Source organism: Georhizobium profundi (assembly GCF_003952725.1).
In the GTDB taxonomy this organism is placed as follows: domain Bacteria; phylum Pseudomonadota; class Alphaproteobacteria; order Rhizobiales; family Rhizobiaceae; genus Georhizobium; species Georhizobium profundi.
This window is the reverse complement of the sequence record NZ_CP032509.1, coordinates 2,176,971-2,203,838: the sequence shown is the minus strand read 5'-3', so window position 1 is coordinate 2,203,838 and position 26,868 is coordinate 2,176,971. Positions and strand designations below refer to the sequence as shown.

General features: G+C 62.7%; 24 protein-coding genes. 16 read left to right on the top strand and 8 right to left on the bottom strand.

The window, feature by feature from the left end; translation table 11 throughout:
- Window positions 1-282 precede the first annotated feature (282 nt).
- From D5400_RS10410 to xdhC, 5 genes are all read left to right on the top strand, one after another.
- Window positions 283-1,065 (top strand): 3-hydroxybutyrate dehydrogenase, encoded by a 783-nt coding sequence (locus D5400_RS10410; RefSeq protein ID WP_126009957.1) that lies wholly within the window; start codon window positions 283-285, stop codon window positions 1,063-1,065.
- The gene (locus D5400_RS10405; protein ID WP_126009956.1) at window positions 1,065-2,165 is read left to right on the top strand and encodes a patatin-like phospholipase family protein; all 1,101 of its coding nucleotides are present in this window, start codon (window positions 1,065-1,067) and stop codon (window positions 2,163-2,165) included. Before D5400_RS10410 ends, D5400_RS10405 begins: the two co-directional genes overlap by 1 nt.
- Window positions 2,166-2,239: 74 nt before the next feature.
- Window positions 2,240-3,718: a xanthine dehydrogenase small subunit gene (gene xdhA, locus D5400_RS10400; RefSeq protein WP_126009955.1), complete on the top strand. Its 1,479-nt coding sequence runs from the start codon at window positions 2,240-2,242 to the stop codon at window positions 3,716-3,718.
- A 13-nt stretch (window positions 3,719-3,731) separates the two neighbouring features.
- Window positions 3,732-6,077: a xanthine dehydrogenase molybdopterin binding subunit gene (gene xdhB, locus D5400_RS10395; protein WP_126013074.1), complete on the top strand. Its 2,346-nt coding sequence runs from the start codon at window positions 3,732-3,734 to the stop codon at window positions 6,075-6,077.
- Window positions 6,074-6,874, top strand: a complete 801-nt coding sequence (xdhC, locus tag D5400_RS10390) for a xanthine dehydrogenase accessory protein XdhC (protein WP_126009954.1) — start codon at window positions 6,074-6,076, stop codon at window positions 6,872-6,874. The genes xdhB and xdhC overlap by 4 nt, the downstream gene beginning before the upstream one ends.
- Here the strand turns inward: xdhC and D5400_RS10385 are convergent.
- Window positions 6,866-7,060 (bottom strand): hypothetical protein, encoded by a 195-nt coding sequence (locus D5400_RS10385; RefSeq protein WP_126009953.1) that lies wholly within the window; start codon window positions 7,058-7,060, stop codon window positions 6,866-6,868. The genes xdhC and D5400_RS10385 overlap by 9 nt on opposite strands.
- Window positions 7,061-7,181: 121 nt before the next feature.
- Between D5400_RS10385 and D5400_RS10380 the strand changes: the two genes are divergently transcribed.
- The 3 genes from D5400_RS10380 (at window position 7,182) to guaD (ending at window position 10,698) form a co-directional block, all read left to right on the top strand.
- A complete protein-coding gene (locus D5400_RS10380; RefSeq protein WP_126009952.1) occupies window positions 7,182-8,075 on the top strand; it encodes a LysR substrate-binding domain-containing protein in 894 nt (297 codons plus the stop codon).
- Window positions 8,076-8,149: 74 nt separating this feature from the next.
- Window positions 8,150-9,394 carry a urate hydroxylase PuuD gene (locus D5400_RS10375; protein WP_126009951.1) on the top strand — a complete coding sequence of 415 codons (1,245 nt, stop codon included), beginning with the start codon at window positions 8,150-8,152 and terminating at the stop codon, window positions 9,392-9,394.
- Window positions 9,391-10,698, top strand: a complete 1,308-nt coding sequence (guaD, locus tag D5400_RS10370; RefSeq protein ID WP_126009950.1) for a guanine deaminase — start codon at window positions 9,391-9,393, stop codon at window positions 10,696-10,698. The genes D5400_RS10375 and guaD overlap by 4 nt, the downstream gene beginning before the upstream one ends.
- A gap of 47 nt (window positions 10,699-10,745) precedes the next feature.
- On the opposite strand, the gene uraH is transcribed toward guaD, so the two are convergent.
- The 6 genes from uraH to D5400_RS10340 form a co-directional block, all read right to left on the bottom strand.
- Window positions 10,746-11,108 carry a hydroxyisourate hydrolase gene (uraH, locus tag D5400_RS10365; RefSeq protein WP_126009949.1) on the bottom strand — a complete coding sequence of 121 codons (363 nt, stop codon included), beginning with the start codon at window positions 11,106-11,108 and terminating at the stop codon, window positions 10,746-10,748.
- Window positions 11,105-11,623 carry an ureidoglycolate lyase gene (locus D5400_RS10360; protein ID WP_245451257.1) on the bottom strand — a complete coding sequence of 173 codons (519 nt, stop codon included), beginning with the start codon at window positions 11,621-11,623 and terminating at the stop codon, window positions 11,105-11,107. The genes uraH and D5400_RS10360 overlap by 4 nt, the downstream gene beginning before the upstream one ends.
- A 4-nt stretch (window positions 11,624-11,627) precedes the next feature.
- Entirely contained in the window at window positions 11,628-12,674 is a 1,047-nt protein-coding gene (alc, locus tag D5400_RS10355; protein ID WP_126009947.1) for an allantoicase, read from the bottom strand.
- Entirely contained in the window at window positions 12,675-13,172 is a 498-nt protein-coding gene (uraD, locus tag D5400_RS10350; RefSeq protein ID WP_126009946.1) for a 2-oxo-4-hydroxy-4-carboxy-5-ureidoimidazoline decarboxylase, read from the bottom strand.
- Window positions 13,169-14,089: an allantoinase PuuE gene (gene puuE / locus D5400_RS10345; protein ID WP_126009945.1), complete on the bottom strand. Its 921-nt coding sequence runs from the start codon at window positions 14,087-14,089 to the stop codon at window positions 13,169-13,171. The genes uraD and puuE overlap by 4 nt, the downstream gene beginning before the upstream one ends.
- A gap of 73 nt (window positions 14,090-14,162) precedes the next feature.
- Window positions 14,163-15,332 carry an NAD(P)/FAD-dependent oxidoreductase gene (locus tag D5400_RS10340; protein ID WP_126009944.1) on the bottom strand — a complete coding sequence of 390 codons (1,170 nt, stop codon included), beginning with the start codon at window positions 15,330-15,332 and terminating at the stop codon, window positions 14,163-14,165.
- A gap of 58 nt (window positions 15,333-15,390) precedes the next feature.
- On the opposite strand from D5400_RS10340, the gene mnmC2 reads away from it, so the two are divergent.
- Window positions 15,391-16,092: a tRNA (5-methylaminomethyl-2-thiouridine)(34)-methyltransferase MnmC2 gene (gene mnmC2, locus D5400_RS10335; RefSeq protein WP_126009943.1), complete on the top strand. Its 702-nt coding sequence runs from the start codon at window positions 15,391-15,393 to the stop codon at window positions 16,090-16,092.
- Between the two features lie 9 nt (window positions 16,093-16,101).
- On the opposite strand, the gene D5400_RS10330 is transcribed toward mnmC2, so the two are convergent.
- The gene (locus tag D5400_RS10330) at window positions 16,102-19,116 is read right to left on the bottom strand and encodes a response regulator (RefSeq protein ID WP_164527853.1); all 3,015 of its coding nucleotides are present in this window, start codon (window positions 19,114-19,116) and stop codon (window positions 16,102-16,104) included.
- Between the two features lie 404 nt (window positions 19,117-19,520).
- Between D5400_RS10330 and D5400_RS10325 the strand changes: the two genes are divergently transcribed.
- The 7 genes from D5400_RS10325 (at window position 19,521) to D5400_RS10295 (ending at window position 26,855) form a co-directional block, all read left to right on the top strand.
- Window positions 19,521-20,726 carry a quaternary amine ABC transporter ATP-binding protein gene (locus D5400_RS10325; RefSeq protein ID WP_126009941.1) on the top strand — a complete coding sequence of 402 codons (1,206 nt, stop codon included), beginning with the start codon at window positions 19,521-19,523 and terminating at the stop codon, window positions 20,724-20,726.
- A gap of 40 nt (window positions 20,727-20,766) precedes the next feature.
- The gene (locus tag D5400_RS10320) at window positions 20,767-21,699 is read left to right on the top strand and encodes an ABC transporter permease (RefSeq protein WP_126009940.1); all 933 of its coding nucleotides are present in this window, start codon (window positions 20,767-20,769) and stop codon (window positions 21,697-21,699) included.
- Between the two features lie 96 nt (window positions 21,700-21,795).
- Entirely contained in the window at window positions 21,796-22,845 is a 1,050-nt protein-coding gene (gene proX / locus D5400_RS10315) for a glycine betaine/L-proline ABC transporter substrate-binding protein ProX (RefSeq protein ID WP_126009939.1), read from the top strand.
- 220 nt (window positions 22,846-23,065) lie between these two features.
- Complete coding sequence (locus tag D5400_RS10310) at window positions 23,066-23,881, top strand: ABC transporter ATP-binding protein (protein WP_126009938.1); 816 nt, start codon at window positions 23,066-23,068, stop codon at window positions 23,879-23,881.
- The gene (locus D5400_RS10305; protein WP_126009937.1) at window positions 23,878-24,582 is read left to right on the top strand and encodes an ABC transporter ATP-binding protein; all 705 of its coding nucleotides are present in this window, start codon (window positions 23,878-23,880) and stop codon (window positions 24,580-24,582) included. The genes D5400_RS10310 and D5400_RS10305 overlap by 4 nt, the downstream gene beginning before the upstream one ends.
- Window positions 24,583-24,591: 9 nt before the next feature.
- Window positions 24,592-25,590 (top strand): branched-chain amino acid ABC transporter permease, encoded by a 999-nt coding sequence (locus D5400_RS10300; RefSeq protein WP_126009936.1) that lies wholly within the window; start codon window positions 24,592-24,594, stop codon window positions 25,588-25,590.
- Window positions 25,590-26,855 carry a branched-chain amino acid ABC transporter permease gene (locus D5400_RS10295; RefSeq protein WP_126009935.1) on the top strand — a complete coding sequence of 422 codons (1,266 nt, stop codon included), beginning with the start codon at window positions 25,590-25,592 and terminating at the stop codon, window positions 26,853-26,855. The genes D5400_RS10300 and D5400_RS10295 overlap by 1 nt, the downstream gene beginning before the upstream one ends.
- Window positions 26,856-26,868 lie beyond the last annotated feature (13 nt).

Here is a 26,868-nt window from a genome sequence, read left to right as displayed (position 1 = left end):
ACTGAGCAAACGGCGTGCCAACTCAACCGGAGGCTTGCGGGCGCTCGGTAAGAGACTGTTCATCTTTGGATTTCGCGGCGTTCGATGGCCCGCTCTTCGGACGATGCGGCAGGGCAGTTGCCCACGATATGGGCGCACAGAGCCAAAATTGATCAAAGTTTGTACGCCAAACAAAGCCTGCACATTTTTTCATCTTCTCAAGATGTCCTGCCTCCAAACACTGGAAGGAAGAAGGTAGGCACTTTATATGTTGCATTGCACAATCACGAAGGAGACCTGCCCATGGAAAAGCGCCACACCGCCATCATCACTGGCTCGACCAGCGGCATCGGTCTCGGGATCGCGAAGGCGCTCGCCCGCTCTGACATGAACATCGTGCTGAACGGTCTGGCAAAGGACGATGATGCGGCCAAGGCTGTGGCTGAAGTGCAGAAACTTACAAAAGGCAAGGTCGTGTTCAACGGCGCCGACATGACCAAGCCGAAGGAGATCGCCGATCTCGTCCAATCAACGGAGAAGGAATTCGGGGCCGTCGACGTTCTGGTGAACAACGCCGGGATTCAGCATGTCTCCAAGATTGAGGAATTCCCGATCGAGAAGTGGGACGCGATCATCGCGATCAATCTCACAAGCGCGTTTCACACCATCCGCGCCGCGCTTCCTGGCATGAAGAAACGTGGCTTCGGTCGCATCATCAACATCGCATCCGCCCACGGGCTCGTCGCCTCACCCTACAAGTCGGCTTATGTGGCAGCCAAGCACGGCATTCTCGGCCTGACGAAGACCGTTGCGCTGGAAACCGCCGAAGACGGCATCACGATCAACGCGATCTGCCCGGGCTATGTCGAGACGCCGCTGGTCGAAGGACAGATCGCCGATACCGCGCGCGAACGCGGCATGACCGAGGACGAGGTGAAGGAAAACGTGATCCTGAAGGCTCAGCCGACCAAGGAATTCGTCAGCGTCGAGGAAGTGGCGGACATCGCGCTGTTCCTGACGACACCGTCGGCCAGGTCCATAACCGGGACCTCCATTTCCGTCGATGGCGGCTGGACAGCTCAGTGATGCTGGAAGAACCCACGCCTGCTGCCGAGAACAAGCCGTCGGCGCCCGCATCGAAGAGATCGGCCACAAAGACCGTCAACCTCGCCTTGCAAGGCGGCGGTGCGCACGGCGCCTTCACCTGGGGCGTGCTCGACGGTCTGCTCGAAGATGGCCGCATCGAAATCGAGGGCATCTCCGGCACCTCGGCCGGCGCGATGAATGCTGCCATCTACGCCTATGGCAACATGGAAGGCGGCCGCGACGGAGCACGCGAGGCACTCGAGCGGTTCTGGCGCGACATGAGCCTCGCCGGCGAGGTCTTTTCGCCCGTGAAGCAGTTGCCGTGGGAGAAGCTTCTCGGACCGTATTCGATGAATTCGTCCCTGACCTTCAACACCTTTGACAATCTGACGCGGATGTTCTCGCCCTACGAGTGGAACCCGCTGAACCTCAATCCGCTGCGTGATCTCGTCGCTCGCTCCGTCGACTTCGAGAAGCTGCACGCGTGCAAGTCGACGAAGCTCTTCATTTCCGCCACGAATGTTCGCACCGGCAAGGTGAAGGTCTTCACCAATGAGGACGTGACGCTCGATGCCGTGATGGCCTCGGCGTGCCTGCCCTTCATCTACAAGGCTGTCGAGATCGATGGCGAGCACTACTGGGATGGCGGCTACACCGGCAACCCGGCGCTGTTCCCGTTCTTCTACAAATGCACGAGCCGTGACGTGGTGGTCGTCCACATCAATCCCATGGTGCGCGACGACGTGCCGATGTCTGCCCCCGACATCATGAACCGCATCAACGAGGTGTCCTTCAACGCCTCGCTCGTGCGCGAATTCCGCGCCATCGACTTCGTGGCACGGCTGATCGACGAGGATTGGTTGAAGGATGAGTACAAGGACCGACTGAAGAAGATCCTGGTGCACTCGATCCGATCCGACGATGCGCTCGAAGACCTCGACGTGGCATCGAAATTCGAGCTCGGTTGGGGCTTCCTGCAGGATCTGCGCGATCGCGGACGTCTCTATGCGATGGAGTGGCTCGATCGCCATTTCGACGATCTGGGCGAACGGGCAACGGTCGACCTGAAGAACGAATATCTAGCCGGATCCGGTGTCTAGGGCGAAAAGCGGAATCGCTTTCGCATCGTGGGCGGCTAGGCTAGTCTGAAGGCTTCGCAAAGATTCCTGGACCCATGACCCTGAGCACCCGCACCCATATCCGCTTCCGCCTGAATGACCGGACTGTGACGTTGAACACGCTTCGTCCGACCGAGACGCTGCTCGACTTCCTGCGGCTCGAACGGCGGCTCACCGGCACCAAGGAAGGTTGTGCGGAAGGCGATTGCGGGGCGTGCACGGTACTTGTCGGCCGTCTGAACCGCGATGGCGTCCTGGTCTACGAAACCGTGACCTCCTGCATCCGCTTCGTCGCTTCGCTCGACGGTTGCCATGTCGTGACCATTGAGCATCTGAAGGGCAAGGACGGCACGCTGCATCCCGTGCAGCAGGCGATGGTCGACCACCACGGATCGCAGTGCGGCTTCTGCACGCCAGGCATCGTGATGGCGCTCTATGCTCTGTGGATGCGGGATGCGCAGCCGAGCCGGTCGACGATCGAAAAGGCACTGCAAGGCAATCTCTGCCGTTGCACCGGCTACGAGCCGATCGTCCGCGCTGCCGAGGCGATGGCGGAAATTTCCCAGGCAACGTCCGATCCGCTTCAGGCCGAACGCGATGACGTGCGTTGCCAATTGGCCGAATGGCAGACGGCCGAGACGGTCGACATGGGTGAAGGCGCCGACCGGCTGATCCTGCCCGCCAACATCGACGATCTGGCGCAGAGCTTCGCAGCCAACCCGAAGGCGACGATCGTCGCAGGTTCCACGGATGTCGGCCTCTGGGTCACCAAGCAGATGCGCCCCATCGGTCCGCTGATTTTCGTCAAGCAGGTCGAGGGACTGGACGCGATCGAGGAAACGGTTGACGGCATCCGGATCGGTACGACGGCGAGTTACACCGATGCGAGCGCCATTCTTTCCGAAACCTATCCGGCGATGCGCGCCTATTTCGACCGGATCGGCGGCGACCAGGTGCGCAATATGGGCACGATTGGCGGCAACGTCGCCAATGGCTCGCCGATCGGCGATACGCCGCCGCCGCTGATCGCGCTCGGAGCGACCGTTACGCTCAACCAGGCGGGAACGCGCAGGACCATGCCGCTGGAAGCGTTCTTCATCGACTACGGCAAGCAGGACCGCCAGCCCGGCGAGTTCGTCGAACGGATCGACGTTCCGAAACTTCGCAACAACGAGATTTTCGCCGTCTACAAAATCTCCAAACGCCGCGACGAGGACATCTCGGCACTCGCTGGCGCCTTCAAGCTGACGATCGAGGCCGATCGCATCACCGATGCGCGTATCGCCTTCGGCGGCATCGCGGCGACACCGAAGCGCGCGCGGCACGTCGAGGCGGCCCTTATCGGCCGGGACTGGAGCATTGAGACGATCGACGCCGCCCTACCCGCTTTCGAAAGCGATTATCAGCCCTTGAGCGACTGGCGCGCCTCCAGTGACTATCGCATGCTGACCGCCAAGAACCTGCTGCGCCGCTTCTTTCTCGAGCAGCAGGGTGAGACGGCCAGCCTGAAGCGCTTTGCGGCGGTGGAGGCGTGAACCGATGAACGAGATGAAGCCCATTCGCGGCGAAGCCTTTGAGGCGGACGCCACGATCCGCGGCGGCGCGCACGTGTCGCAGCGCCACGATTCCGCGCACAAGCATGTCACCGGCGAAGCGGTCTATATCGACGACATGGTCGAGCCGATCGGCACGCTTCACGGCTGCCTTGGCCTCTCCACCGTCGCCAATGGCGCCATCCTCTCCGTCGATCTCGACGCGGTGCGGGCAGCACCGGGCGTCGTCGGCGTGCTGACGGCCGTCGATATCCCAGGCGAGAACGACATCAGCCCCACCGGCCGACATGACGAACCCGTCTTTGCCGAAACGGAAGTGCTCTTCCACGGGCAGCCGATCTTCGCGGTGATTGCCGAAACGCGGGACGCGGCACGCCGTGCATGCCTGAAGGCAGCGATCACGTATGAAGAGCGGCCACCCGTTATCGACATTCTCGACACTGCCGACGATCCGCGCCTCGTCACGCCACCGCTGACGCTTGCGCGCGGCGACGCTGCTGCGGCACTTGAAAACGCGCCGCACCGGCTCGACGGCACGATGCGGATCGGCGGTCAGGATCACTTCTATCTGGAAGGCCAGATCGCCATGGCCATTCCGGGCGAAGATGGCGATGTCCAGGTCTTCTCCTCCACCCAGCACCCGAGCGAAGTGCAGCACATGGTCGCCCATGTGCTCGGCGTGCCTTCCAACGCCGTGACGGTCGAAGTGCGCCGCATGGGTGGCGGCTTCGGGGGAAAAGAAACGCAGGGCAACATATTCGCTGCTGTCGCGGCCGTTGCCGCCAAGCGGTTTGGTCGTGCTGTGAAGGTCAGGCCCGATCGCGACGACGACATGGTGGCCACCGGTAAGCGCCACGATTTCCTCGTCGATTACGATGTGGGCTTCGACGCGGATGGCCGCATCCAGGGCGTCGACTACACCTATGCGGCGCGCTGCGGCTATTCCTCCGACCTCTCCGGGCCGGTGACGGACCGCGCACTGTTTCACTGCGACAACGCCTACTATTACCCGGCTGTCAAAGCCGTCTCGGCACCGCTTTTCACCAACACGGTCTCCAACACCGCCTTCCGCGGCTTTGGCGGCCCGCAGGGCGTGGTAGCGTGCGAGCGCGTGATCGAGGAAATCGCCTATGCGCTCGGCAAGGACCCGCTCGAGGTGCGCCGCGCAAATTTTTACGGCACGGACGATCGCAACGTAACGCCCTACTACCAGACGGTGGAGGACAATGTCATCCACCGCGTCGTGGATGAACTCGAGGCCTCGAGCGACTATCAGGCGCGTCGTGCTGAAATCTTGGCGTTCAATCGCGAAAGTCGCATCATCAAGCGTGGCATCGCACTGACGCCGGTGAAGTTCGGCATCTCGTTCACCGCCACGCATTTCAACCAGGCCGGCGCGCTCGTCCATGTCTATACCGATGGCTCGGTGCACCTGAACCACGGCGGCACGGAGATGGGCCAGGGCCTCTTCACCAAGGTCGCGCAGATCGTGGCGGAAGAGTTCCAGATCGATCTCGATCGGGTGAAGATTACGGCCACCACGACCGGCAAGGTACCGAACACGTCGGCGACGGCCGCCTCCTCCGGCACCGATCTGAACGGCATGGCGGCGCAAGTTGCGGCGCGCACCATCAAGGACAGGCTGATCGCGTTTGCTGCCGACTTCTACGATGTGCCAGCTGCATCGATCGTCTTCTCGGCCAACCGCGTCGATGTCGGCGGCCACCCGATGACATTTGCGGAACTGGTGAAAGAAGCCTATGTCGCCCGCGTTCAGCTTTCCGCGGCAGGCTTTTACAAGACCCCGAAAATTCATTGGGACCGCGACAAGGGCACGGGCCGGCCATTCTATTACTACGCCTATGGCGCAGCCTGTTCGGAGGTATCGATCGACACGCTGACGGGCGAGTATCAGGTGGAACGCACCGACATCCTCCACGATGTCGGCAAGTCGCTCAACCCGGCTCTCGATCTCGGCCAGGTCGAGGGTGGCTTCATCCAGGGCATGGGGTGGCTGACGACGGAGGAGCTTTGGTGGGATGGCAAGGGGCGCCTGCGCACCCACGCACCCTCCACCTATAAGATCCCGCTCGCTTCGGACCGCCCGCTGATCTTCAACACACGCCTTGCCGAATGGTCGGAAAATGCCGAGCGCGCCGTCCGCCGCTCAAAGGCCGTCGGCGAGCCGCCCTTCATGCTTGCCGTTTCCGTGCTCGAGGCGTTGTCGATGGCTGTGGCCAGCACGGCCGACTACCGCATCTGCCCTAGGCTCGACGCTCCGGCAACTCCGGAACGCGTGCTGATGGCGATCGAGCGCCTAAAGGCAGCCGGCGCGGCATGATCACGTCGGAAATGGCCCGAGGTTTCATCGAAGCCGAGGGGGCTGCTGTTCTTGTGACGATCATCGAAGCGAGAGGTTCCGCTCCGCGCGAGGCCGGCGCCTGGATGCTGGTCGGGCAGCGCGGCATTCTCAATACGATCGGCGGCGGGCAGCTCGAATTCGCAGCAATTGCGCATGCAAGGGCCATCCTTGCCGGTGAGCAGGCGGAGATGCGGCTCGACGTACCGCTCGGCCCGGCGATCGGGCAATGCTGCGGGGGTCATGTGTCGCTCGAATTCCGGGCGCTAACCGATTCCGAAGACTCAGAAGTTCACGAACGCGTCGCAGCCGACCTCGCCGCGCGGCCACACGTTTATCTTTTCGGCGCCGGCCATGTTGGCCGGGCCCTTGCGCATGCGCTGAGTCTGCTGCCGTTCCGCACGATCATCGTCGAGACACGGCGCGAGACGCTCATCGATCTTCCCGAAGCCATTGAAACCAAATTGACGCCGCTGCCGGAAGAGGTCGTCGCTTCCGCGCCCGCCGGTGCAGCCTTCGTCGTCTTCACCCATGAACACGCGCTCGACTTCCTCGTCACCAAGTCAGCGCTGGAACGCGGCGATGCCGCCTATGTCGGCATGATCGGCTCGGATACGAAGCGCGCAATATTCCAGAGCGCATTCCGCCGCGACGGCGGCAATCCACAGCGTTTGGAAGCGCTCACCTGCCCGATCGGCGCCAAGCTATCGGACAAGCGACCCGAGATCATTGCCGCACTCGTCGCCGCAGAACTCGTTGCCGTGCTCGCTTCAAAATAAGTCCGGATCGCCGCGCCGCCGACGACCTTGCATCAGCCCCAAGTCCCGAAGACGATCCTCGGACAGCGAACTCGGATCAATCCGGCTGATCCGTGGCCGGCGCTGAAGATGCGCAGACAGCTCCCGGTTGATGCGTATAAAAAGGCGCGCGAAAAGCGGCGCGCGGACGATGTCCACCCGTTCCATGACCAAATCTCCGGCCTTATCTTTGTCTTGCTGGTTGTCGATGATGTGCCGTGACGATAGGCTGGAAGCGAGCCGGCGATCCAATGGGAAGATCGCAAGCGCCCATTAAGAGGCCTTATGCATGGACCCGCTGCCGCCGCTCAACGCATTGCGCGCCTTCGAGGCGGTCAGCCGACACATGAGCTTCACCCGCGCTGCCGACGAGCTCGGCATGACGCAGTCGGCTGTCAGCTACCAGATCAAGCTCCTGGAGGATCGAGTCGGCAAGCCGCTCTTTCTGCGCAAACCACGCCAGATCGCGCTGAGCGACGCGGGCGGGCGACTGGCTCCGAAGATTCGGGAGGCCTTCGCGACCATGCGAGAGGCTGTCGCTGGCTTGAGCGATGACACCTCCCGCACGCTCGTCATCAACACGCTGGAGACGTTTGCGGCGCGCTGGCTGGTCACGCGCCTCGGTTCCTTTCAGCTCGCCCATCCGGAGATCGCAGTCAGGCTGGTCACCACGCAGAATTATGTCGATTTCGACCGCGAAGAGGTCGATGTCGCAATCCGGGTCGGGACCGGTCCCTGGCCGGGCCTGGTGCGCCACAAACTGATGGACATCCGCTTTACGCCGATGCTGAGCCCAGCGCTTGCCGAAACGATCGGCGGCGTGAGGGAGCCGGCCGATATCCTCAAGCTGCCGATCCTCGCGCCACGCGATCACTGGTGGCCGCTCTGGCTACATGCCGCAGGTCTCGACCCGGATGCGCTGAAGGGCCGACCAGACCACCGGATGAGCGCACAGGCGCTGGAAGCCGGCATGGCGATCGCCGGCATCGGCGTCGGCATTCTGACGCCGGACTTCTATCCAAGCGAACTGGCGCTCGGCCAATTGATCCAGCCTTTCGACATCATCTGCACCGATGAAACGGCCACCCACTGGCTTGTCTACGCGCAGAGCCGCCGCAACGCGCCGCAGATCCGTGCCTTTCGCAACTGGATTTTGTCACAGGCAGGTGTCGAAGGTGGTTGATGCAGTGCACAAGGGCCTTTCCGCAGCCAAGCGTCTCACGCTAAGGATCGGGGTCGCATCAATGGGATCGCACCATGTATGAATATGCCATCGCCTGGGAATGGCTGTCTTTTGCCGTGCGCTGGCTGCACGTGATCACGGCCATAGCCTGGATCGGCTCGTCCTTCTATTTCATCGCGCTCGATCTCGGGCTCACGAAGCGCCCGGGCATGCCGGTGGGCGCGAGCGGCGAAGAGTGGCAGGTGCATGGCGGCGGTTTCTACCATATCCAGAAATACATGGTCGCGCCGGCGGCCATGCCCGAGCATTTGACCTGGTTCAAATGGGAAAGCTACGCGACCTGGCTTTCGGGCTTCGCGATGCTCGCCGTCGTCTATTATGCCGGTGCCGATCTCTATCTGATCGACCGCAATGTCCTGGACGTCTCGGCGCCCGTCGCGATCCTGATCTCGCTCGCCTCGCTCGGCCTCGGCTGGGTGCTCTACGACCAGCTCTGCAAGTCGCCGATCGGCAAGCACACGACCGGCCTGATGATCGTGCTCTACGGCGTGCTCGTCGTCATGGCCTGGGGTTATACGCAGCTCTTCACGGGGCGCGCGGCGTTCCTGCATCTCGGCGCGTTCACCGCGACGATCATGTCGGCCAATGTGTTCCTGATCATCATCCCGAACCAGAAGATCGTGGTGGCCGACCTCAAGGCCGGCCGGACTCCCGATTCTCGCTTGGGGCTTCAGGCCAAGCAGCGCTCGCTGCACAACAATTACCTGACGCTGCCCGTCATTTTTCTCATGCTGTCGAACCACTATCCGCTGGCCTTCGGCACGGCCTACAACTGGGTGATCGCCTCGCTCGTCTTCCTGATGGGCGTGACGATCCGGCACTGGTTCAACACCAAGCATGCCCGCAAAGGTTCACCGACCTGGACGTGGATCGTGACGCTGGTGATCTTCATCGTCATCATGTGGCTATCCACCGTCCCTCGCCAGACCACCGAGGACGGTGCCGAGGCTGCCGGCGCGGTCGCCCCGGCCTTCGCGGCATTCGCGGAAGACGTGCATTTCAGTGAGGCGCGCGACACCGTCCAAGGACGCTGCTCCATGTGCCATGCGGCCGATCCCGTCTGGGAAGGCATCCACCGCGCTCCCAAGGGCGTCCTACTCGAAACGGACGCGGAAATCGCCGCCCACGCCCGCGAAATCTACCTCCAGTCGGGCCGCAGCCACGCCATGCCGCCCGGCAATCTGACGGCGATGACGGAAGCCGAACGCTCGCTGATCAGCGCTTGGTACGAAAGCGCCGCTTATGGAGCGGACCGTTGAGCGCGCGCCTGCTGCGCGGGCGGCTACTGTCCTTCATCCGCAAGCCTGAAGCCGCCGACGATCACGCAAGCTACCGCTACGAAGACGATGGCGGCCTGCTGATGCAGGATGGCCGCATCAAGACATTCGGAGCTTACCAGACGGTCAAGGCGAAGGCGCCGGATGATGTCGTCATCGTCGATCACAGGCCGCACCTCATCATGCCGGGCTTCATCGATCCGCACATCCATTACCCGCAGATGCAGGTCGTCGGCTCCTATGCCGGCTCGCTGCTGGAATGGCTGAACACTTACACCTTCATCGAGGAACAGCGTTTCGACGACGAAATCCACTCGGCGCGGATCGCCGGGCGGTTCTTCGACGAACTCGTGCGCCACGGCACGACGACGGCGGTCGCCTATTGCTCGGTACACCGCTCGAGTGCCGACAATTTCTTTGCCGAAGCGAGCCGCAGAAACCTGCGCATGATCGCCGGCAAGGTGATGATGGACCGCAACGCGCCGGATGCGCTGACCGATACGCCGCAGTCCTCCTATGAAGACACGCAGCATGTGATCGACCGCTGGCACGGCAGGGGCCGCAACCTCGTTGCCATCACGCCGCGCTTCGCGATCACCTCCTCTCCGGAGCAGATGGAGATGGCGGGCGCGCTGGCGAGGCGGAATCCGGATCTTCACATCCAGACGCACCTCTCTGAAAACAAGGCGGAAATCGAATTCGCCTGCGAGCTCTATCCGAGCGCCAAGGACTACACCGACATCTATGCCCGATACGGCCTGCTTGGGCCCCGCACGCTGCTCGGCCACGCCATCCACCTGAGCGATCGCGAGTTGGGTGCGCTGGCGGAAGCCGAGGCGGTACCGGTTTCGTGCCCGACCTCGAACCTCTTCCTCGGCAGCGGCCTCTTCGATCTTCGCCGCATCGAGAGGGCTGGCTTGCGCGCCGCCTTTGCCACCGACATCGGCGGCGGAACGAGCTATTCGATGCTGCGCACGATGGATGAGGCCTACAAGGTGCAGCAACTCGCCGGCAACCGCATGCCGCCGCTCGAGAGCACCTGGCGCATGACGCGCGGCAATGCCGACGCGCTCGGCCTCACCGACCGGATCGGCACACTGGACGAAGGCTCGGAAGCGGATGTCGTGGTGCTCGACGCCCAGGCGACACCGGCTATGGCACTGAAGATGGAACGCGTCACCACTCTCTCAGAAGAGCTGTTCCTGATGCAGACCATGGGCGACGACCGCACGATCCGCGAGGTTTACGTCGCGGGTGAACCCGGCAAGTCGGTGCTGGTGCATTGAAGCGGCGTGGTCGCCCCGCGATGGGGACGACCCTTACGATCGCCGGATCAACTCCCCCGGTACGTCGAATACCCGTAGGGCGAGATCAGCAACGGCACATGGTAGTGCGCGCCGGCATCGGCGATGCCGAAGCGGATGGGCACGATGTCGAGAAAAGCGGGCTCGGGGAGCGGTTGCGCTTGCGCCCGCAAGTAATCGCCGGCGTGGAAGACCAACTCGTATGTTCCTACCACGAAGCTATCGCCCGCGAGCAGCGGTGCATCGCAGCGCCCGTCGGAATTGGTGGTGACGCTTTTGAGATGGACGCGATCGGTGCCTTCGAGCCGGAAGAGCTCGATCGCAAGACCCGAGGCCGGGCGTCCCGATGCAGTGTCGAGGACATGGGTGGTCAGTCGGCCGCCTTCGCTCATGGCTTATCCCTTTTCTTCAGGTCAGCCGCCTCGATGACGAAGGGCTCGGAATAGAAATATTCTTCGAGATTGAGCCCCGGCCCTTCCCGATCGACAACGAGGAAGTCGCTGACGTCATCAAGAGCCAGAAGCGGGTGATGCCAGACATTGCGCCCATAGCTGACGCCCTGCACGCCGGATGCGCGAAAGACACGCGGCCGCGCGGGCCGTCCACTGTCATCCTCGGCAACAGCCAGCAGCCAGTCCTGCTTGTCGAGTGGATAGAAGGCCTGGCTGCCCTCGGGGTGGCGCTCCATCATCGCAATGGAAAACGGAAAAGCCCGTGGCTGCCCGCGAAAAAGGCTGACGATTGTACGACCCTCGGAATCCGTGTCGCTGACAGCGAGGCGATGGTAACGTTCCGTCGTTCCGCCATTGATCATCCGAAGTTCCGCTCCGTCGATATCCATGACGGAGCCGAAAGGGGCGAAGGCTTCCCGCGTCAACGGTTCAACGGCGAGCCTGAGCGCGGCCAAGCGCTCAGGCCTTAATGCCGAAAAGCCGCAGACGACTGACGCCGCCATCGGGATGGATCGCGAAACGGACATGGGTCACCGGCCCGATCCCCTCCACTGCGTCACCGGCGAACTCGTGCACATGGTCCATCTGCAGCTTGGTGCGCGGCAGAATGGGCTTCCAGGTCTCGCTGTCGCGGATCTGCTTATCACTGAAATCGCCGACGTGATCAGGCAGATAGGCCCCCAGCAGCTCGCAGGTATCGGGATAATTGCCCTTGAAATGGGCGGTATCGACAATGACTCGGGCAATCGTTCCCGGGTGGCCGAGCTTCAGGATTGTCCAGTCGTGACCGGGCCCGCGGCGGCGCGCCGTTTCCCAACCATCACCCATGTTGATGCCGCGACCGGGTCCAAGCATCCGTTCCGGCGAGCCGTAATGCGCATCCGACCAGGCGAGCGCGCGGGCACCGTGGAAGATATAAGCGAGATCGACCTCCTGCTCGGCGCCGACACGGCTCCAGTCATAGTGCGCGGCACCGAAGACACGCAGGCGCGCCACGCCACCATCGGGATAGATGTGCAGACGCAGATGCGTCCAGACATTGGAGCGATGCGCTTGGTCGTCGATCTCGACATAATGATGCCGCGACGGCCCGAGCGCTGTCTTCGACAGGATCTCCACCCATTCGGTCGCCTCGTCCGGATCGCCGGCCTCGACATTAGCGACCTCGATACTGGCGTGCGGGGGATAGTTGCCCGTGAAGAAACTGGTGTCGATATCGAAGCCGAAGATGCGGCCGGGCATCGCGAGGCGAACGATAGCCCAATCGTGACCCGGCACCCGCTTGCGGCGCGATTCCCAGCCATCCATCCACTTGCCGTTGTCGTCGTATTCGCCAGGCAGGAAGACGGCCGGCTCATCGTTCAACATGCGCGACAGCGGTGCGAAGAATTCGTCCGAAGTCGCCAACCCGACAGCTCCGAGCCGCTCGGAGGCCAGGTTGATGGTCCCACGCACGAAATCAGGAATGTCCTCGCTCAGTTCGAGAACGGCATGCTCATTCGTCATTCAACTCTCCGGATGCATGGATTTGAGCCTGAGCAGCGCGATCTTCTCCACCTCATTGCAGGCAGTCGCGAACTCGTCAGGCTTGGTGTTCTTGATACGCTTCTCGAAGGCTCGCAGGATATCGTCCTTGCCGAGGCCCTTGACCGCGATGATGAAGGGAAAGCCGAACTCTCGCTGATAACGATCGTTGAGTTCGGTGAAGCGGGCGTGCTCGGCCGGCGACAGCCGATCGAGCCCCGCGCCAGCCTGCTCCGATTTCGACGCCTCGGTGAGGCCACCGGAGATGGCAAGCTTGCCGGCAAGATCGGGATGGGCGCGGAGCACGCCGAGCCGCTCGTCACGGTCTGCCGCGCGAAATGCCTGACACAGAGCGAGATGAACGGTGGAGACCGTCAGCGCCTGGTCGGACGCAAGGCGCTCGTATCCACGTTCGGCGACGAACGGTGAATGCTCGAAGATCCCGCCATAGCGCTCGACGAATGCGTCTTTTTCGATCATTGCGGCTGCCTCTTGTGATGCGCATGCCAATGGCGCGCAATGTCGATCCGGCGCGCGACCCACACCTTGTCGTGACCCGCCACATAGTCGAGAAACCTCGCCAGCGCAGCCGCACGGCCCGGACGGCCGACAAGCCGGCAATGCAGGCCGATCGACATCATCTTGGCCGCACCCTGCCCGCCCTCCGCATAGAGCACGTCGAAACTGTCCTTGAGATAAGCGTAGAACTGCTCGCCGGTGTTGAACCCTTGCGCCGTTGCAAACCGCATATCGTTGGCGTCAAGCGTATAGGGCACGATCAGATGATCGCCCGTCGGGCCATCGACCCAATAAGGCAGGTCGTCCGCGTAGGAATCGGAGGAATAGACAAAGCCACCCTCCTCCATCGCCAGCTGGGTCGAATGGATGGATGATCGACCCGTGTACCAGCCGAGCGGCCGCTCGCCGGTGACCTCGGTATGGATGCGGATCGCCTCGTCCCGGTGGCGGCGCTCCTCGTCAAGCGTGAAGTCCTTGTAGTCGATCCATTTGAGGCCGTGAGATGCAATCTCCCAACCGGCTTCCTTCATGCCCGCGACCGCCTCGGGATTGCGCGCAAGCGCTGTCGCGACACCATACACGGTGACCGGCATGCGGCGCTCGTTGAACATACGCCACAGCCGCCAGAAACCAGCGCGGGAGCCGTATTCGTAGATCGATTCCATGTTCATGTGGCGCTGGCCGGGCCAGGCCTGCGCGCCGACGATTTCCGAAAGGAACGCTTCGGATGCGGCATCGCCATGGATGATCGCGTTTTCCCCGCCTTCCTCGTAATTGACGACGAACTGGACGGCGATGCGCGCACCGTCCGGCCAGCGCGGATCGGGCGTCGTGCGGCCGTAGCCGATCATGTCTCTGGGGTAAGGCTCGGTGGTCATGGTGAGATTCTTCATTCTTCGGCGCGGACGTTATCACCCGCAGCGTCGATTGCCAGCGTGCTGGACGCGCCGTTCAGCGCTTTATCCGCGCGGCCTTAGCGAGATGATAATCGATCGAGAAGCTTTCCGGCAATTCGACCGGCCGTCCGAGCAGCCGGTTGATCGCCGTCTCGGCCATGGCATGGGCAATACCGAGCGTGATCTTGAAGCCGCCCGTCGCGATCACCGTGTTCGCGTCACCTGGCACGAAATCGACTAGCGGATCACGGCCGATCGCGCGCGGGCGAAGCCCGGCCCAGCGTTCGATAACCGGCGCATCGGCAAGCGAAGGACACAGAGCAAACGCACGCGCGAGCAAGACGTCCAGCTGAGCATCGGTCGAAAACGGCGCGTCGAAGCTGTTCTCGCTGGTGCTGCCGATCGCAACCGTGCCGTCCGCATGGGGAATGATATAGACGCCATCGTCGAAAATGAGCGGATGACCGGGATCGCAGCGCGCATCGAGCAACGCCGCCTGCCCTTTGACGGGCATGCCGAGCTCGGTCGGAAGCGGAAACAGCGACGCAAGGAGTGGAAAGCTCTGGTGCCCGGCCGTTATCGCCAATCGGTCAGCCAGTATGATGGCTCCGCTGGCAAGCTCCGCCTTGCCCGCCTGCCAATGCCGCAGGCCATCATGCTCGATCAGGAGCACATTCGGCCGCGCGTCCAGGCTTGTGCGCAGTGCTGCGCAGAGGCGCCGCGGATCGAGCCTTGCGCTCAGATCGTCGAAGACGACGCCGGCCGGGGCGGCAGCCGGGGCCAGCCAATCGCTCCCGGTTGCGGGCGAATGCACCGTCCAATGAAAGGACCGATCGCGCCCCTGCCAGTTGCGGCCCGCATCGTCCTGACGTTCGCGCGCGCGATCCAGCTGACGCTGGTCAAGCAGCGGCATGAGGCGGCCGATGCGGCCGTAGCCGGTGGACAGCCCCGTCTCCGCCTCGAGCGCGGCGATTGCTGGCTCCAGCGACAGGAGCGCCTCGAACTGAAACTGTTTCTTGCCGTTCCAGCGCTCCGGCGCATGCGGCATCAGTGCGCCGAGAATGCCGCCACTGGCACCGGCTCCGATCGCGCCGGCATCCACTAGGGCGACCGACATCCCGGCAGCGCTCGCAAGCCGTGCCGTCCACAAACCGACGACACCGCCGCCCGCGATCAGGAGATCATACGACCGAGCGCTGCTGGAAGCTGACTGAGCCCGTTGCATCGGCACTTCAATCGGCGCTACGCACGTCACGAAGAATGCGCGACCGGGAAGCGGATCGATGGGTGAAGAAGGCGAAGACGCGATCGTGTGGCATGAGGGCGATATGCCTTTTTCCACGCGTTTTGGCGATCATTTTTACTCGCGCGAAAATGGTCTCGCAGAGACGCGGCACGTGTTCATCGCCGGCAATCGGCTGCTGGAGCGGTGGCAGGAGCAAAACCACTTCGCCATCGCGGAACTCGGCTTCGGCACGGGGCTGAACATGCTGACGACGTGGCAAGCCTGGAAAGCGCAGCGCCGCTCGGGCCAAGATCTCACCTTTACGTCCTTCGAGAAATTCCCGCTTGATGGCGAGACCTTGAACCGCGCTCTGGCGAACTGGCCGGAGCTTGCCGATGAAGTCGCGGCCCTCGTCGCTGTCTGGCCGAAACCGAAGCCGCTGGAAGATCTCGTCGTCGATCTCGACGATGGCGTTCGGCTGCAGCTCCTGATTGGCGATGCGGCCGAGCGGCTGACCGCTTGGGATGGCCCAGCCGACGCCTGGTATCTCGACGGCTTTGCGCCCGCTCGCAATCCCGACATGTGGTCACCGGATCTTCTCGGCGCCGTGTTCGAAAAGACCAAGCCCGGTGGGACATTTGCGACCTATGCCGCGGCAGGCTTCGTGAGACGCAATCTTCAGGCGGCCGGCTTCACCGTCGATCGGCTTCCCGGCCACGGCATGAAGCGCGAAATGCTTGCCGGCACGCGGACGTCGTAAAACGCAATATCAGCCGGCCGCCTTCGCGTCATCCTTGAGCCACTCGCCGATCTTGCGTTCCAGCATGTCGGGGCTAATCGGCTTGGATATGTAATCGTCCATCCCCGCCTGCAGGCAGGCCTCCCGATCGCCCTTGAGCGCGTGGGCAGTGACACCGATGATCGGCACATGGCCGCGGCTCTGTCGCTCACGCGCACGGATGGCCTGCGTCGCCTGATGGCCGTTCATCACCGGCATCGACACGTCCATCAGGATCAGCCGCGGGACGGCACGATCAAATTCGGCAACCGCCAGCGCGCCATTGCCGACGATGCGGTAGACGACACCGAGATCGTCGAGGATCTGGCTGAAAACAATCTGGTTGACCTCGTTGTCTTCCGCAACGAGCACGTCCAGCCGAGCCGCCTGCTCTTCAAGGCGCCTGCCCGACGATTGCGGCTTGGCCGCGATTTGGCGGTCGACATGGCCATCGTTCGCTTCGTCGTCGAAAGCAAGCGCGGCCCCGATACCGGCCACCGATTCGGCCAATCCTTCGTTGTCGATCCAGAGATCGAGCGACAGCGCTCCAGGTTTCGACGTGAAGGCAGGCGCAATCGTCTCGGGCTTTATCTGGTCGAGGTCGCTTGACAGTTCCTGCACGACGTCCGTCGGCAATCGCAATTCGGGTGCCGGAGCGCTTGGTCTCGAACGTGCCAGGGCCTCACCAAGCGTCGCCGCCAAGTGCGCTTCACGCGCAGGCTTCGTCAGCACCGACACAAGCCCCAGCCGCTGGATGTCGGAACGCCGCGGGTCAACGTCGACCGAGGTGAGCAGGATAATCGGCGTAACTTTCAGCGCCGGATCGAGCCGCACTGCCGCCGCCATTTCGAGCCCGGTCATGCCCGGCATGTGATGGTCGAGGATGACACAGTCGACCGCGACATTCATGGCGGCTGCGGCTTTGAGCACCTGAAGGCCCTCGGCACCGCTGACGGCCGCGCAGCCATCGCATTGCCAATCCTGCAATTGCGCGCTCAGAATATCGCGGTTCACCTGGTTGTCGTCGATCACCAGAACGCGCGCGCCGACAAGCGACGCCGGCGGCGGCGCAGGCGTTTGCAACGTCTCGCCAATGGGCAACGTGAGGAACACGCGGAAAGTTGAGCCTCGGCCCTCTTCGCTTTCGAGCGAAATCGTCCCACCCATCAGTTCGATGATCCGGGTCGTGATGGCGAGACCGAGGCCGGTACCCTCGTGCCGGCGGGTCGACGATCCATCGACCTGGCTGAACTTTTCGAAGATCTTGTCGCGCTTGTCGGCGGGGATGCCAAGCCCCGTATCTTCGATGGTCAGTACAAGTTTCGCGCTATCGTCGACAGCGCTGCCGGCGAGCGAGATCAGGACGTGGCCTTTCTCGGTGAACTTGATGGCGTTGGAAAGCAGGTTCATCACGATCTGGCGGAACCGGCCCTGATCGCCGACGAGCATGCCCGGCACGCCCGCATCGACGCGCACCACCAGTTCGAGATCCTTCTCGGCCGCAGCCTTCGCCAGCAGACCGGCAACGTCTTCGACCGCATCGCGCGCGTTGAATGGAGCCTGCTCGAGCGAGATCGCGCCAGCTTCGATCTTGGAGAAATCGAGGATATCGTTGATGATCGTCAGGAGCGCGTTGCCTGACTTCATAACGATGTCGCAATAGGTGCGCTGGCGTGTGTCGAGTTCGGTCTTCGACAGAAGTTCTGCCATGCCCAGCACGCCGTTCATCGGCGTGCGGATTTCGTGGCTCATATTGGCGAGGAATTCGGACTTCGCCCGATCGGAGGCTTCGGCCTTGATGACCAGCTGCTGCAGTTCCGCTTCCCGTTCCTTGAGCTCCGAAATGTCGGAATAGGTGACGACGGTAAGCCCGCCAGCCGTAGGCTTTCCGTCGATGCGGAGCCAACGGCCGTCACGACCTTTGCGCTCCAGCTGGTGGAACTGTCCTTTCCGGGCACTCTCGAGAATGTAAGCCTTGGCCTTTTCGGCCTCCTCCCCCTCGCCGTAGTCGCCGCGTTCGGCGCAGTGGTCGATCAAGGTCATCCACGGCTTGCCAGGTCCGACCAGTCCGCGCGGGACATCGAGGAACTCGTAGAAGCGATCGTTGGTAAAGAGGATCTTGTTCGCGTCGTAGATCAGCAGGCCCTGCGCCATCGCCTCCGCAGCGTCGTCGAGCAGGCGCACGGTGTCCTTGAGCTTGGCGTTGATCGCTTCGGCGCGTTCCCGGTGCTTGCGCACCTCGCTGATGTCGTAATAGCCGATCATGCGGCGGCCGTTCGACAGCGGCGTCACCGAATACATCAGCGCCACACCATCCTGCCGCTTGAATTCTCTCGGAGCGACGGCGCCCTGCCGGATCTCGGCGGTTCTGGTCGCGACGTAGCTTTCCCAGTCATCGTCGACGACGTCATAGATCCCGTTGTCGCGGTTGAGGTCCATGAGCTTGCGGAACGGATGCCCAAAGAGAAGCACGGGCTCCAGACGCCAGATGTCGAAGAAGCGACCGTTGATCAGCTCGATGGTGAGGTCCTGGTCGACCACGACGACTGCCATGGGCATCGCCTCGATGACCTGCCGAAGATCGTCCATTTCCCCCGACCGGTCCGACGCGGGAGCCGACGTTGCAGCGACATCCTGAAGCAAAGCAATTGGATCAATCCTAGGATCGTGGCCGACGACGAACAGCGACCCGTCGGTGCATTTGATCCGGGTCAGGGTGAGCACGCGCCGTACCCCGTCCGGACACACCATCGACAGCCGCTGGACCTTGCCGAACACGAGGCAACGGCGCTCGGCCTCATCGCGCTCACGATCATAGCCGTCTTCACCGAAGGCTGGATCGTTGGTGGGCATTGCGGATTTGTTGATCGACGTGAGGAAGGACTGACTGGCCGCGCGATAGCGCATCTGGCCGTCCTTGACGTAGATCAGGTGACCGATCTGCGGCACGTGCGTGATGCCGCGCTCGATCACATGTCTATCGAGATCACCCTCAGCAGCCCGCACGCACCACCCCCGCCATTGCCAACCCACAATCGAGCCGGCCGCGCCAACAACCCAAGGATGAGAATGCCGGTCCGCTCTGAACAAAGCGTTAACCATAGAACGGAACAGTGGAGACCGCAGCGGTTCGAAACGCACGCGTCATTTTTTGGCCTGATTGCGACATCCCAGGCCGCATTCGGCACGGCGCATCCACTCGCCTTCTGCAACATTATGTTCCTAATTGATAAAAATCGTGTCCGCCGGTTGCCAGGATGGAATAGAGGCGTTAGGTTCCGCACCAACATCTCCCCTATAGCCTCCGCCAGGCCGCGACTTGCTGATCTGCACTTCGCATCACTGCGCATTATTCGAGGTCTCACCCACTTGTATTGAAGTCCCTCACGGGAAAAGCTTTCACGGACGGTATGGCGAACAAAGTAGAAGCGAAGAATATCTTCAAGATATTTGGAAGCGAGCCCGATCGGGTCTTCGAAATGGTGAGCAAGGGCCACAGCAAGGCGGATATCCACGCCGAGACAGGCCAGACGATCGGCGTCAACGACGCGAGCTTCGAGGTCGCCGAGGGTGAGGTCTTCGTGGTGATGGGCCTCTCCGGTTCCGGAAAGTCCACGCTCGTGCGGATGATCAACGGATTGATCCCGCCGACAAGCGGCCAGATGATGATCGACGGCATCGACGTGGCGTCGTGTTCCGCCGAGACACTGCGCAAGGTGCGGCGCGAGAAGGTCGCGATGGTGTTCCAGCACTTCGCCCTCTTTCCCCACAAGACGGTCGTGGACAATGTCGCCTACGGACTGAAGGTGAAGGGCCTGCCTGCAGCCGAAAGGCGCGAAAGGTCACTGAAGGCGCTGGCCCAGGTTGGCCTCGAGGCTTATGCGGACAGCTATCCCGAGGAGCTCTCCGGCGGCATGCAGCAGCGCGTCGGATTGGCCCGAGGTCTCGCGACCGAGCCCGAGATCCTTCTGATGGACGAGCCCTTCGGTGCGCTCGACCCCCTCATCCGCCGCGACATGCAGCTGGAGCTTCTGGAACTGCAACGCAGCCTGAAGAAGACGATCATCTTCATCACCCACGATCTGAACGAGGCGCTGATCCTGGGCGACAAGATCGCCATCATGAAGGATGGCAGCTTCGTGCAGGTGGGCACCGCGGAAGAGATCGTGGGCGAACCGGCCGATGATTACGTTCGGGCCTTCACCCAGGACATCGACCGCTCGCGCGTGTTCGAAGTTGCCGCTATCGCACGCCCGCCGCTTTCCATCGAGATAGATGCCCCGGTGTCGGACGCGTTGGCCCGCATGGAAGCCGAAAACGTGGACGCGATGTTCGTGACGGACAGGGGCAGACTGCGCGGGCAGGTCCTTTATCGCGGCCTCTCGGGCGCTTCAAATCCGGGCGGGCTGGCGCAGCATCTCGATCTTCATTTCGAGACAGTGACGCCCGATGCCCACCTGCACGAGCTCTACGGTAAGGCAGCAGCCGGCCGTCCCATTGCGGTGATGGATGCGACGGGCGCCTTTATCGGTATCGTCGAACCGGGTGACATTTTTCACCAGCTGGTCCGCGGCGAAGAGCATGAGAGTGGTCCAAAGCGCGCAGTAACCGCCTGAGATGGCTCAACCGCGCACAAGACAGTGGGAGGCTTGAAGCATGTTCAGCCCATCCGACCTTTTTGAAATCCCGTTCGGCGACTGGGTCGATTCCGCCGTCAAGGACTGGCTCGTTCCCAATTTTCGCCCGTTTTTCCGCTCGCTTCAGGCGCCAATCTCTTTCGTTCTCGACGGGTTGGACGGATTTCTGAATGCGATGCCGATGCTCGTGTTCACGGCAATCCTCGCCTTCATCGCCTGGCGTACGGCCGGCCGCGGGGTCGCCATCTTCACGGCGCTCGCGCTCGTCTTCCTCGACCTGATCGGCGTGTGGGGGCAGACCATGACGACGCTCGCCATGATCGTCACCGCCGTGTTCTTCTGCGCCGTCATCGGCGTGCCGGTCGGCATTCTCGCTGCCCGCAGCGATCGGTTCCTCGCCATCCTGCGGCCGATCCTCGATGTGATGCAGACGATACCGCCCTTCGTCTATCTGGTGCCGATCGTGATGCTGTTCGGCGTTGGCACGGTGCCGGGCGTCATCGCCACGATCATCTTTGCCCTGCCGCCGATCGTGCGCCTGACCAATCTTGGCATTCGCGGTGTGCGGGCCGACCTGGTCGAAGCGGCCTATGCATTTGGCTCCACGCCCTCCCAGGTTCTGTGGGAAGTGCAGCTTCCGCTCGCCATGCGCACCATCATGGCCGGCCTCAATCAGACGCTGATGATGGCGCTGTCCATGGCCGTCATTGCAGCGCTTATCGGCGCCGGTGGGCTCGGCCTCACCGTCAACACGGGTCTCGGACGGCTGGATGTCGGAACCGCGATGGAAGGCGGCATCGGCATCGTCATTCTCGCGATCATTCTGGACCGGATCACGCAATCCTTCGCCGAGCGCAAGGCAGTCGCCACGCCCTCGCTCGCACAGACGTTCCGCGGCTTTTTCAAGCCGTCGCGGATGGCGGCTCGCGCGGCGGACGAAAAGCCCGCCTGACCGCCACGAAGATCGGCCGCCTTCTTGCGGGCGGCACGAAAACCCTCCGCTTGCGACAAGGAGCGGAGACCGACAAAACCCAAAGGGAGAACAAAGATGACAGCTTTCGGACGCCTGCCCCGCCTCTCTGCCAGCGTTGCGGCGGCAGCCCTCTGCTTCGCGGCGGCAACGACCGTTGCCAGCGCTCAGGATGCGCAGCCCGGTGAAGGCGTGACCATCAACATGGCACAGCCGACCTGGGACACGGGCTATTTCTACACGCAGATCTACAAGCAGATGCTCGAGGAGCTTGGCTACGAGGTCGCAGGCCCCAGCGCGCTCGACAACCCGATCTTCTACCAGTCGGTCGCCCAGGGCGACATGGACCTGTGGGTGGACGGCTGGTTCCCGCTGCACAACACCTACGAGGAGACCTTCTCGCAGGGCGCCGAAAAAGTCGGCACGGTTGCCGCCGGTGGCGCACTTGAAGGCTACCTGATCGACAAGGCGACGGCCGATGAACACGGCATCGACAATCTGGAGGATTTCAAAGATCCGGAGATCGCCGCGCTCTTCGACCGCGATGGCGACGGCAAGGCCGATCTCGTTGCCTGCCCGCCCGGCTGGGGTTGCGAAGTCGGCATCGAGCATCATCTCGACGCTTACGGCCTGCGCGATACGGTCAACCCGGTGAAGGCCGGTTACAACGCCTCCATGGCCGATGCAGTCGCCGCCTACGAGGCCGGCGAGCCGATCTTCTTCTACACATGGACGCCGAACTGGACCGTCAACGTGCTGAAGCCGGGCGAAGACGTCGTCTGGATCGAAGTGCCGGAAGTCGACCTGCCGGAATCGACCAAGGGGCTCGAAGACGCAGCCACCATGGCCGGCGTCGAAGGGTGCGTGAACGATCCCTGCCAGCTCGGCTTCCCGGCCAACGATCTCGTTCCGGTTGCCAATTCCGAGTTCCTTGAAGAGAACCCGGCCGTTCGCGCCCTGCTGGAAGCGGCGTCCGTGCCGCTGGACGATGTCTTCGCGCAGAACGCGAAGATGTATGAAGGCGAGAACAGCGAAGACGACGTCGCTCGCCATGCAGCCGAGTGGATCGAAGAGAACCGCGCTGAGGTCGACGAGTGGCTGACTGCCGCACGCGACGCGGCGTCCTGATCTGAAAACTTCGTGAATTGAACCCGCAAGCGGGCCCTTCGGGGCCCGTTTGCACAAGAATTTGCCGCACGCGAACAGAATCTGCGGCATTTGTGCAGCCGCCCATGGTTTTCGCGGCCTTCCATTGCGAATTGCCCGATGCTAGAGGCGTCGCCATCGACGTCCCGGACAGGGGACGCATCCGCGACGAGAAGCGGCCCAAGGCCGCCCACAGGGAACGATGTCAGCGATCATCGAAGTGAAAAGCGTGAGCAAGCGCTTCGGCGGCTTCCACGCAGTCAACGACTGCACGCTCTCGGTCGAGAAAGGCTCCGTCACGGGCCTGATCGGTCCGAACGGTGCTGGCAAGTCGACGCTGTTCAACATGGTGGCGGGCACGCTGGAACCAACGAGCGGGACCATCCTGTTCGACGGCGAGGACGTGACCGGCCTGCCCTCGCACGCGCTTTACAAGCGGCGCCTGCTGCGAACCTTCCAGATTGCGCACGAATTTTCCAACATGACGGTGCTTGAGAACCTCATGATGGTGCCGGACAACCAGACAGGCGAAGGCCTGATCGGTGCCTGGTTCATGCCCGTCCGCGTCGGCCGCGAGGAAGAAGCGATCCGCCGCAAGGCCGAGGAAGTGCTGGACTTCCTGAAGATCACCCATGTGAAGACCGAGCTTGCCGGCAATCTCTCGGGCGGCCAGAAGAAGCTCCTGGAACTCGGCCGCACGATGATGACCGACGCCAAGGTCGTGCTGCTCGACGAGATCGCCGCCGGCGTCAACCGCACGCTCCTGAACGATCTCGCGTCCAATATCGAACGGCTGAACCGCGAACTTGGCTACACTTTCTTCGTCATCGAGCACGACATGGACCTGATCGCCAGGCTCTGCGATCCGGTGATCGTCATGGCTGCCGGTTCTGTGATGACGCAAGGCCACATCGCCGACATCCAGAACGATCCGCGCGTGATCGAGGCCTATTTCGGCGGCTCGCCGACAGGCAATGCGACCGTCGCCCACGCCAATCAGGTGGAGGCGCGTCCATGAGCCTGCTCGAAATCCGCAATCTTCATGCCGGCTACGGCCAGATGACGATCCTCAAGGGGATCGACATGATGCTGGATGCGGGCGAGATCGGCGTGATCGTCGGCCCGAACGGGGCCGGCAAGTCGACGACGCTGAAGGCGATCTTCGGCATGCTGAACATAACCGAGGGCTCGATCCATTTCGACGGGCACGACATCACCGGCATCAGCCCGGAAAAGCTTGCCGCCCACAAGATCGCGATGGTGCCGCAGGAGCACAATGTCTTCGCGACGCTGACGGTGCACGAGAACCTCGAAATGGGCGCCTATACGCGGCGCGACGACTATTCTCGCGTGATGGACGAGGTCTACGAGATTTTCCCGCCGCTGAAGGACAAGCGGCGGCAGGCAGCCGGCGAATTGTCCGGTGGCCAGCGCCAGATGGTCGCCTTCGGCCGCGCGCTGATGATCGAGCCGAAACTCATCCTACTCGACGAGCCGACGGCGGGCCTTTCGCCTATGTACATGTCGGAAATCTTCGACCGCGTGATCGCCATCAACAAGCTCGGCGTGACCGTCGCCATGGTCGAGCAGAACGCCAAGCAGGCGCTTGCCATCGCCCACAAGGGCTTCGTTCTGGCCAACGGCCAGAATTCCTACACCGACACCGGGCGGGCGCTTCTCGACAATCCGGAAGTCGCCAAAAGCTTCCTCGGGGGATGATCGACACCAATGAATGAGCTGGTCTTCTTCATCAACAAGGGCATCCTCGCCGGTGCCATCATCGGGTCGATCTATGCGCTCGGCGCAATCGGCGTCACGCTGATCTTCGGAATTCTGCGCTTTGCCCATTTCGCCCATGGCGACATGATGACGCTCGGCGCCTTCATCGCCTACGTTCTGGCCGCAGCACTCGCCGCCGCGGGTTTCGCGGGCCCGCTGCCGATCGCCATGATGGTGCTGCCGATCGTGATGATCCTCACCGCCGGCATATCGATCGGCATCGACCGGACGTTCTACCAGCCGCTGCGCCGATCCGGTGCAAAAGGCATCGTGCTGGTCATGGCCTCGATCGGCGTGACCTTGATGCTGCAGGGCCTCATTCGCCTGTTCGCCGGCCCGAGCTCGCGTGAGCTTTATTTCAACGAGCCGAAAGACATCTTCCGCATCGAAGTTCCCGGCGCCAACCAGATGATCACGGTGACGGAGCCGCAGCTGGCGCTCTTCATCGTCACCCTGATTTCGGTGATCGCGCTGCACTACTTCCTGTCGCGCTCGCGCCTCGGCAAGGCGATGCGTGCGGTTTCCGACAACCCGTCGCTGGCGCAGGTCACCGGCATCTCCATCGAGACCGTGGTGCGGGCCACCTGGATCATCGGTGGTGGACTTGCGGCACTTGCCGGCACGATGCTCGCGCTGGACGTCTCGCTGAAGCCGGATCTCTCCTTCAACATCCTGCTGCCGATCTTCGCCGCGACGATCGTCGGCGGCATCGGCCAGCCCTATGGCGCGATCGCAGGCGGCTTCGTCGTCGGCTACGCCGAGACGCTCGCCGTGTTCAACTGGTCGGTGCTGCTGCGCCCGATCGCGCGCTGGACCGACAACGCGTTCGAAGTGCCGGCCTCGCTCGCCATCGTGCCCACGGACTACAAGCTGATGGTGCCCTTCGTCCTTCTGATCCTCATCCTGATCTACCGGCCGACCGGTATCTTCAAAGGACGGGTGCTGTGATGACCGATAACCGTCGCGACCTCCTGCTCTTCGCCGGGCTCGGCGTTCTCTTTGCCATCATCTTTGTCACCCAGGGCACAGCATATTCGCTGCGCGTGACGGTGGAAGCGCTGTGCTACGCGATGATCGCCTTCGGGCTTTCGCTGCAATGGGGCACGGCGGGGCTCTTCAATGTCGGCATCATGGGCTTCATCGCCGCCGGCGCCTTCGCCTCGCTCTTCGTGACTTTCCCCGTCAACCAGGCGTTCTGGGATTCCGAAGGCCCTGCCATGCTCGGCGATGTGCTCGTGAAGGTGGCGATCGGCGCGGCCGCCGTCTTCGCCGTGTCGCGTTCGGGCAAGATCGGCCTGCCAAAGCCGCTCGTGACCTTCCTGACGCTGGTGACGCTCGCCGTCGCCTATCTGGTGGTCTCGGCAAGCCTCGATCCCACCGCCCGCTACATCGAACGGGAAGCCGGCTTCGTCGGTGGCCTTGGCCTGCCCGTCTATTTCGGCTGGGCGGCAGCCGGCATCGTTGCCGGTGCTATCGCCTGGGTGGTCGGCAAGATCTGCCTTGGCCTGCGCTCCGATTATCTCGCGATCGCCACGCTCGGCATCGCGCAGATCATCAAGACCTTCCTCAAGAACGCCGACTGGTTGACGCGTGGGACACAGACCGTGTCGCCCCTGCCCTGGCCGGTACCGGGCGCGGCCGAAGTCGGCTTCACCGCGGCACGCGCAAGCTACCTCGTCCTGACGGCAGTGATGCTCGTCATCGTCTACATGCTGCTGCAGCGCGTCTATCACGCGCCCTGGGGCCGCATGATGCGCGCGATCCGCGACAATGAAGACGCAGCCTCCGCCATGGGCAAGGATGTGACCAAGCGCAGGCTCGAGATCTTCGTCTTCGGCTGCGTCTTGATGGGCATCGGCGGCGCGACGCTCATCCATTTCAACACGATCTTCGACCCGAACGGCTTCGTCGACCTCAACCACACCTTCCTGATCTGGGTGATGGTGATCCTCGGCGGACCCGGCAACAATCGCGGTGCGATCTTCGGGGCGCTGCTGGTCTACGTGATCTGGACGATGTCGGAACCGGTGACGCTCGTCATCTTCGACTACATCCGCACGATCGGGCGCGATCTCTTCGGCTGGCAGGCCCCTGCGGACCTGAACAGCCGGGCGCTCGCCATGCGCGTTTTCGTCATTGGCCTGACGATCACCATGGTGCTGCGCTTCGCGCCGAAAGGCGTCATTCCGGAGCGTCTGTCGCGCAAGGCCTAAGGTTGAGGACGGC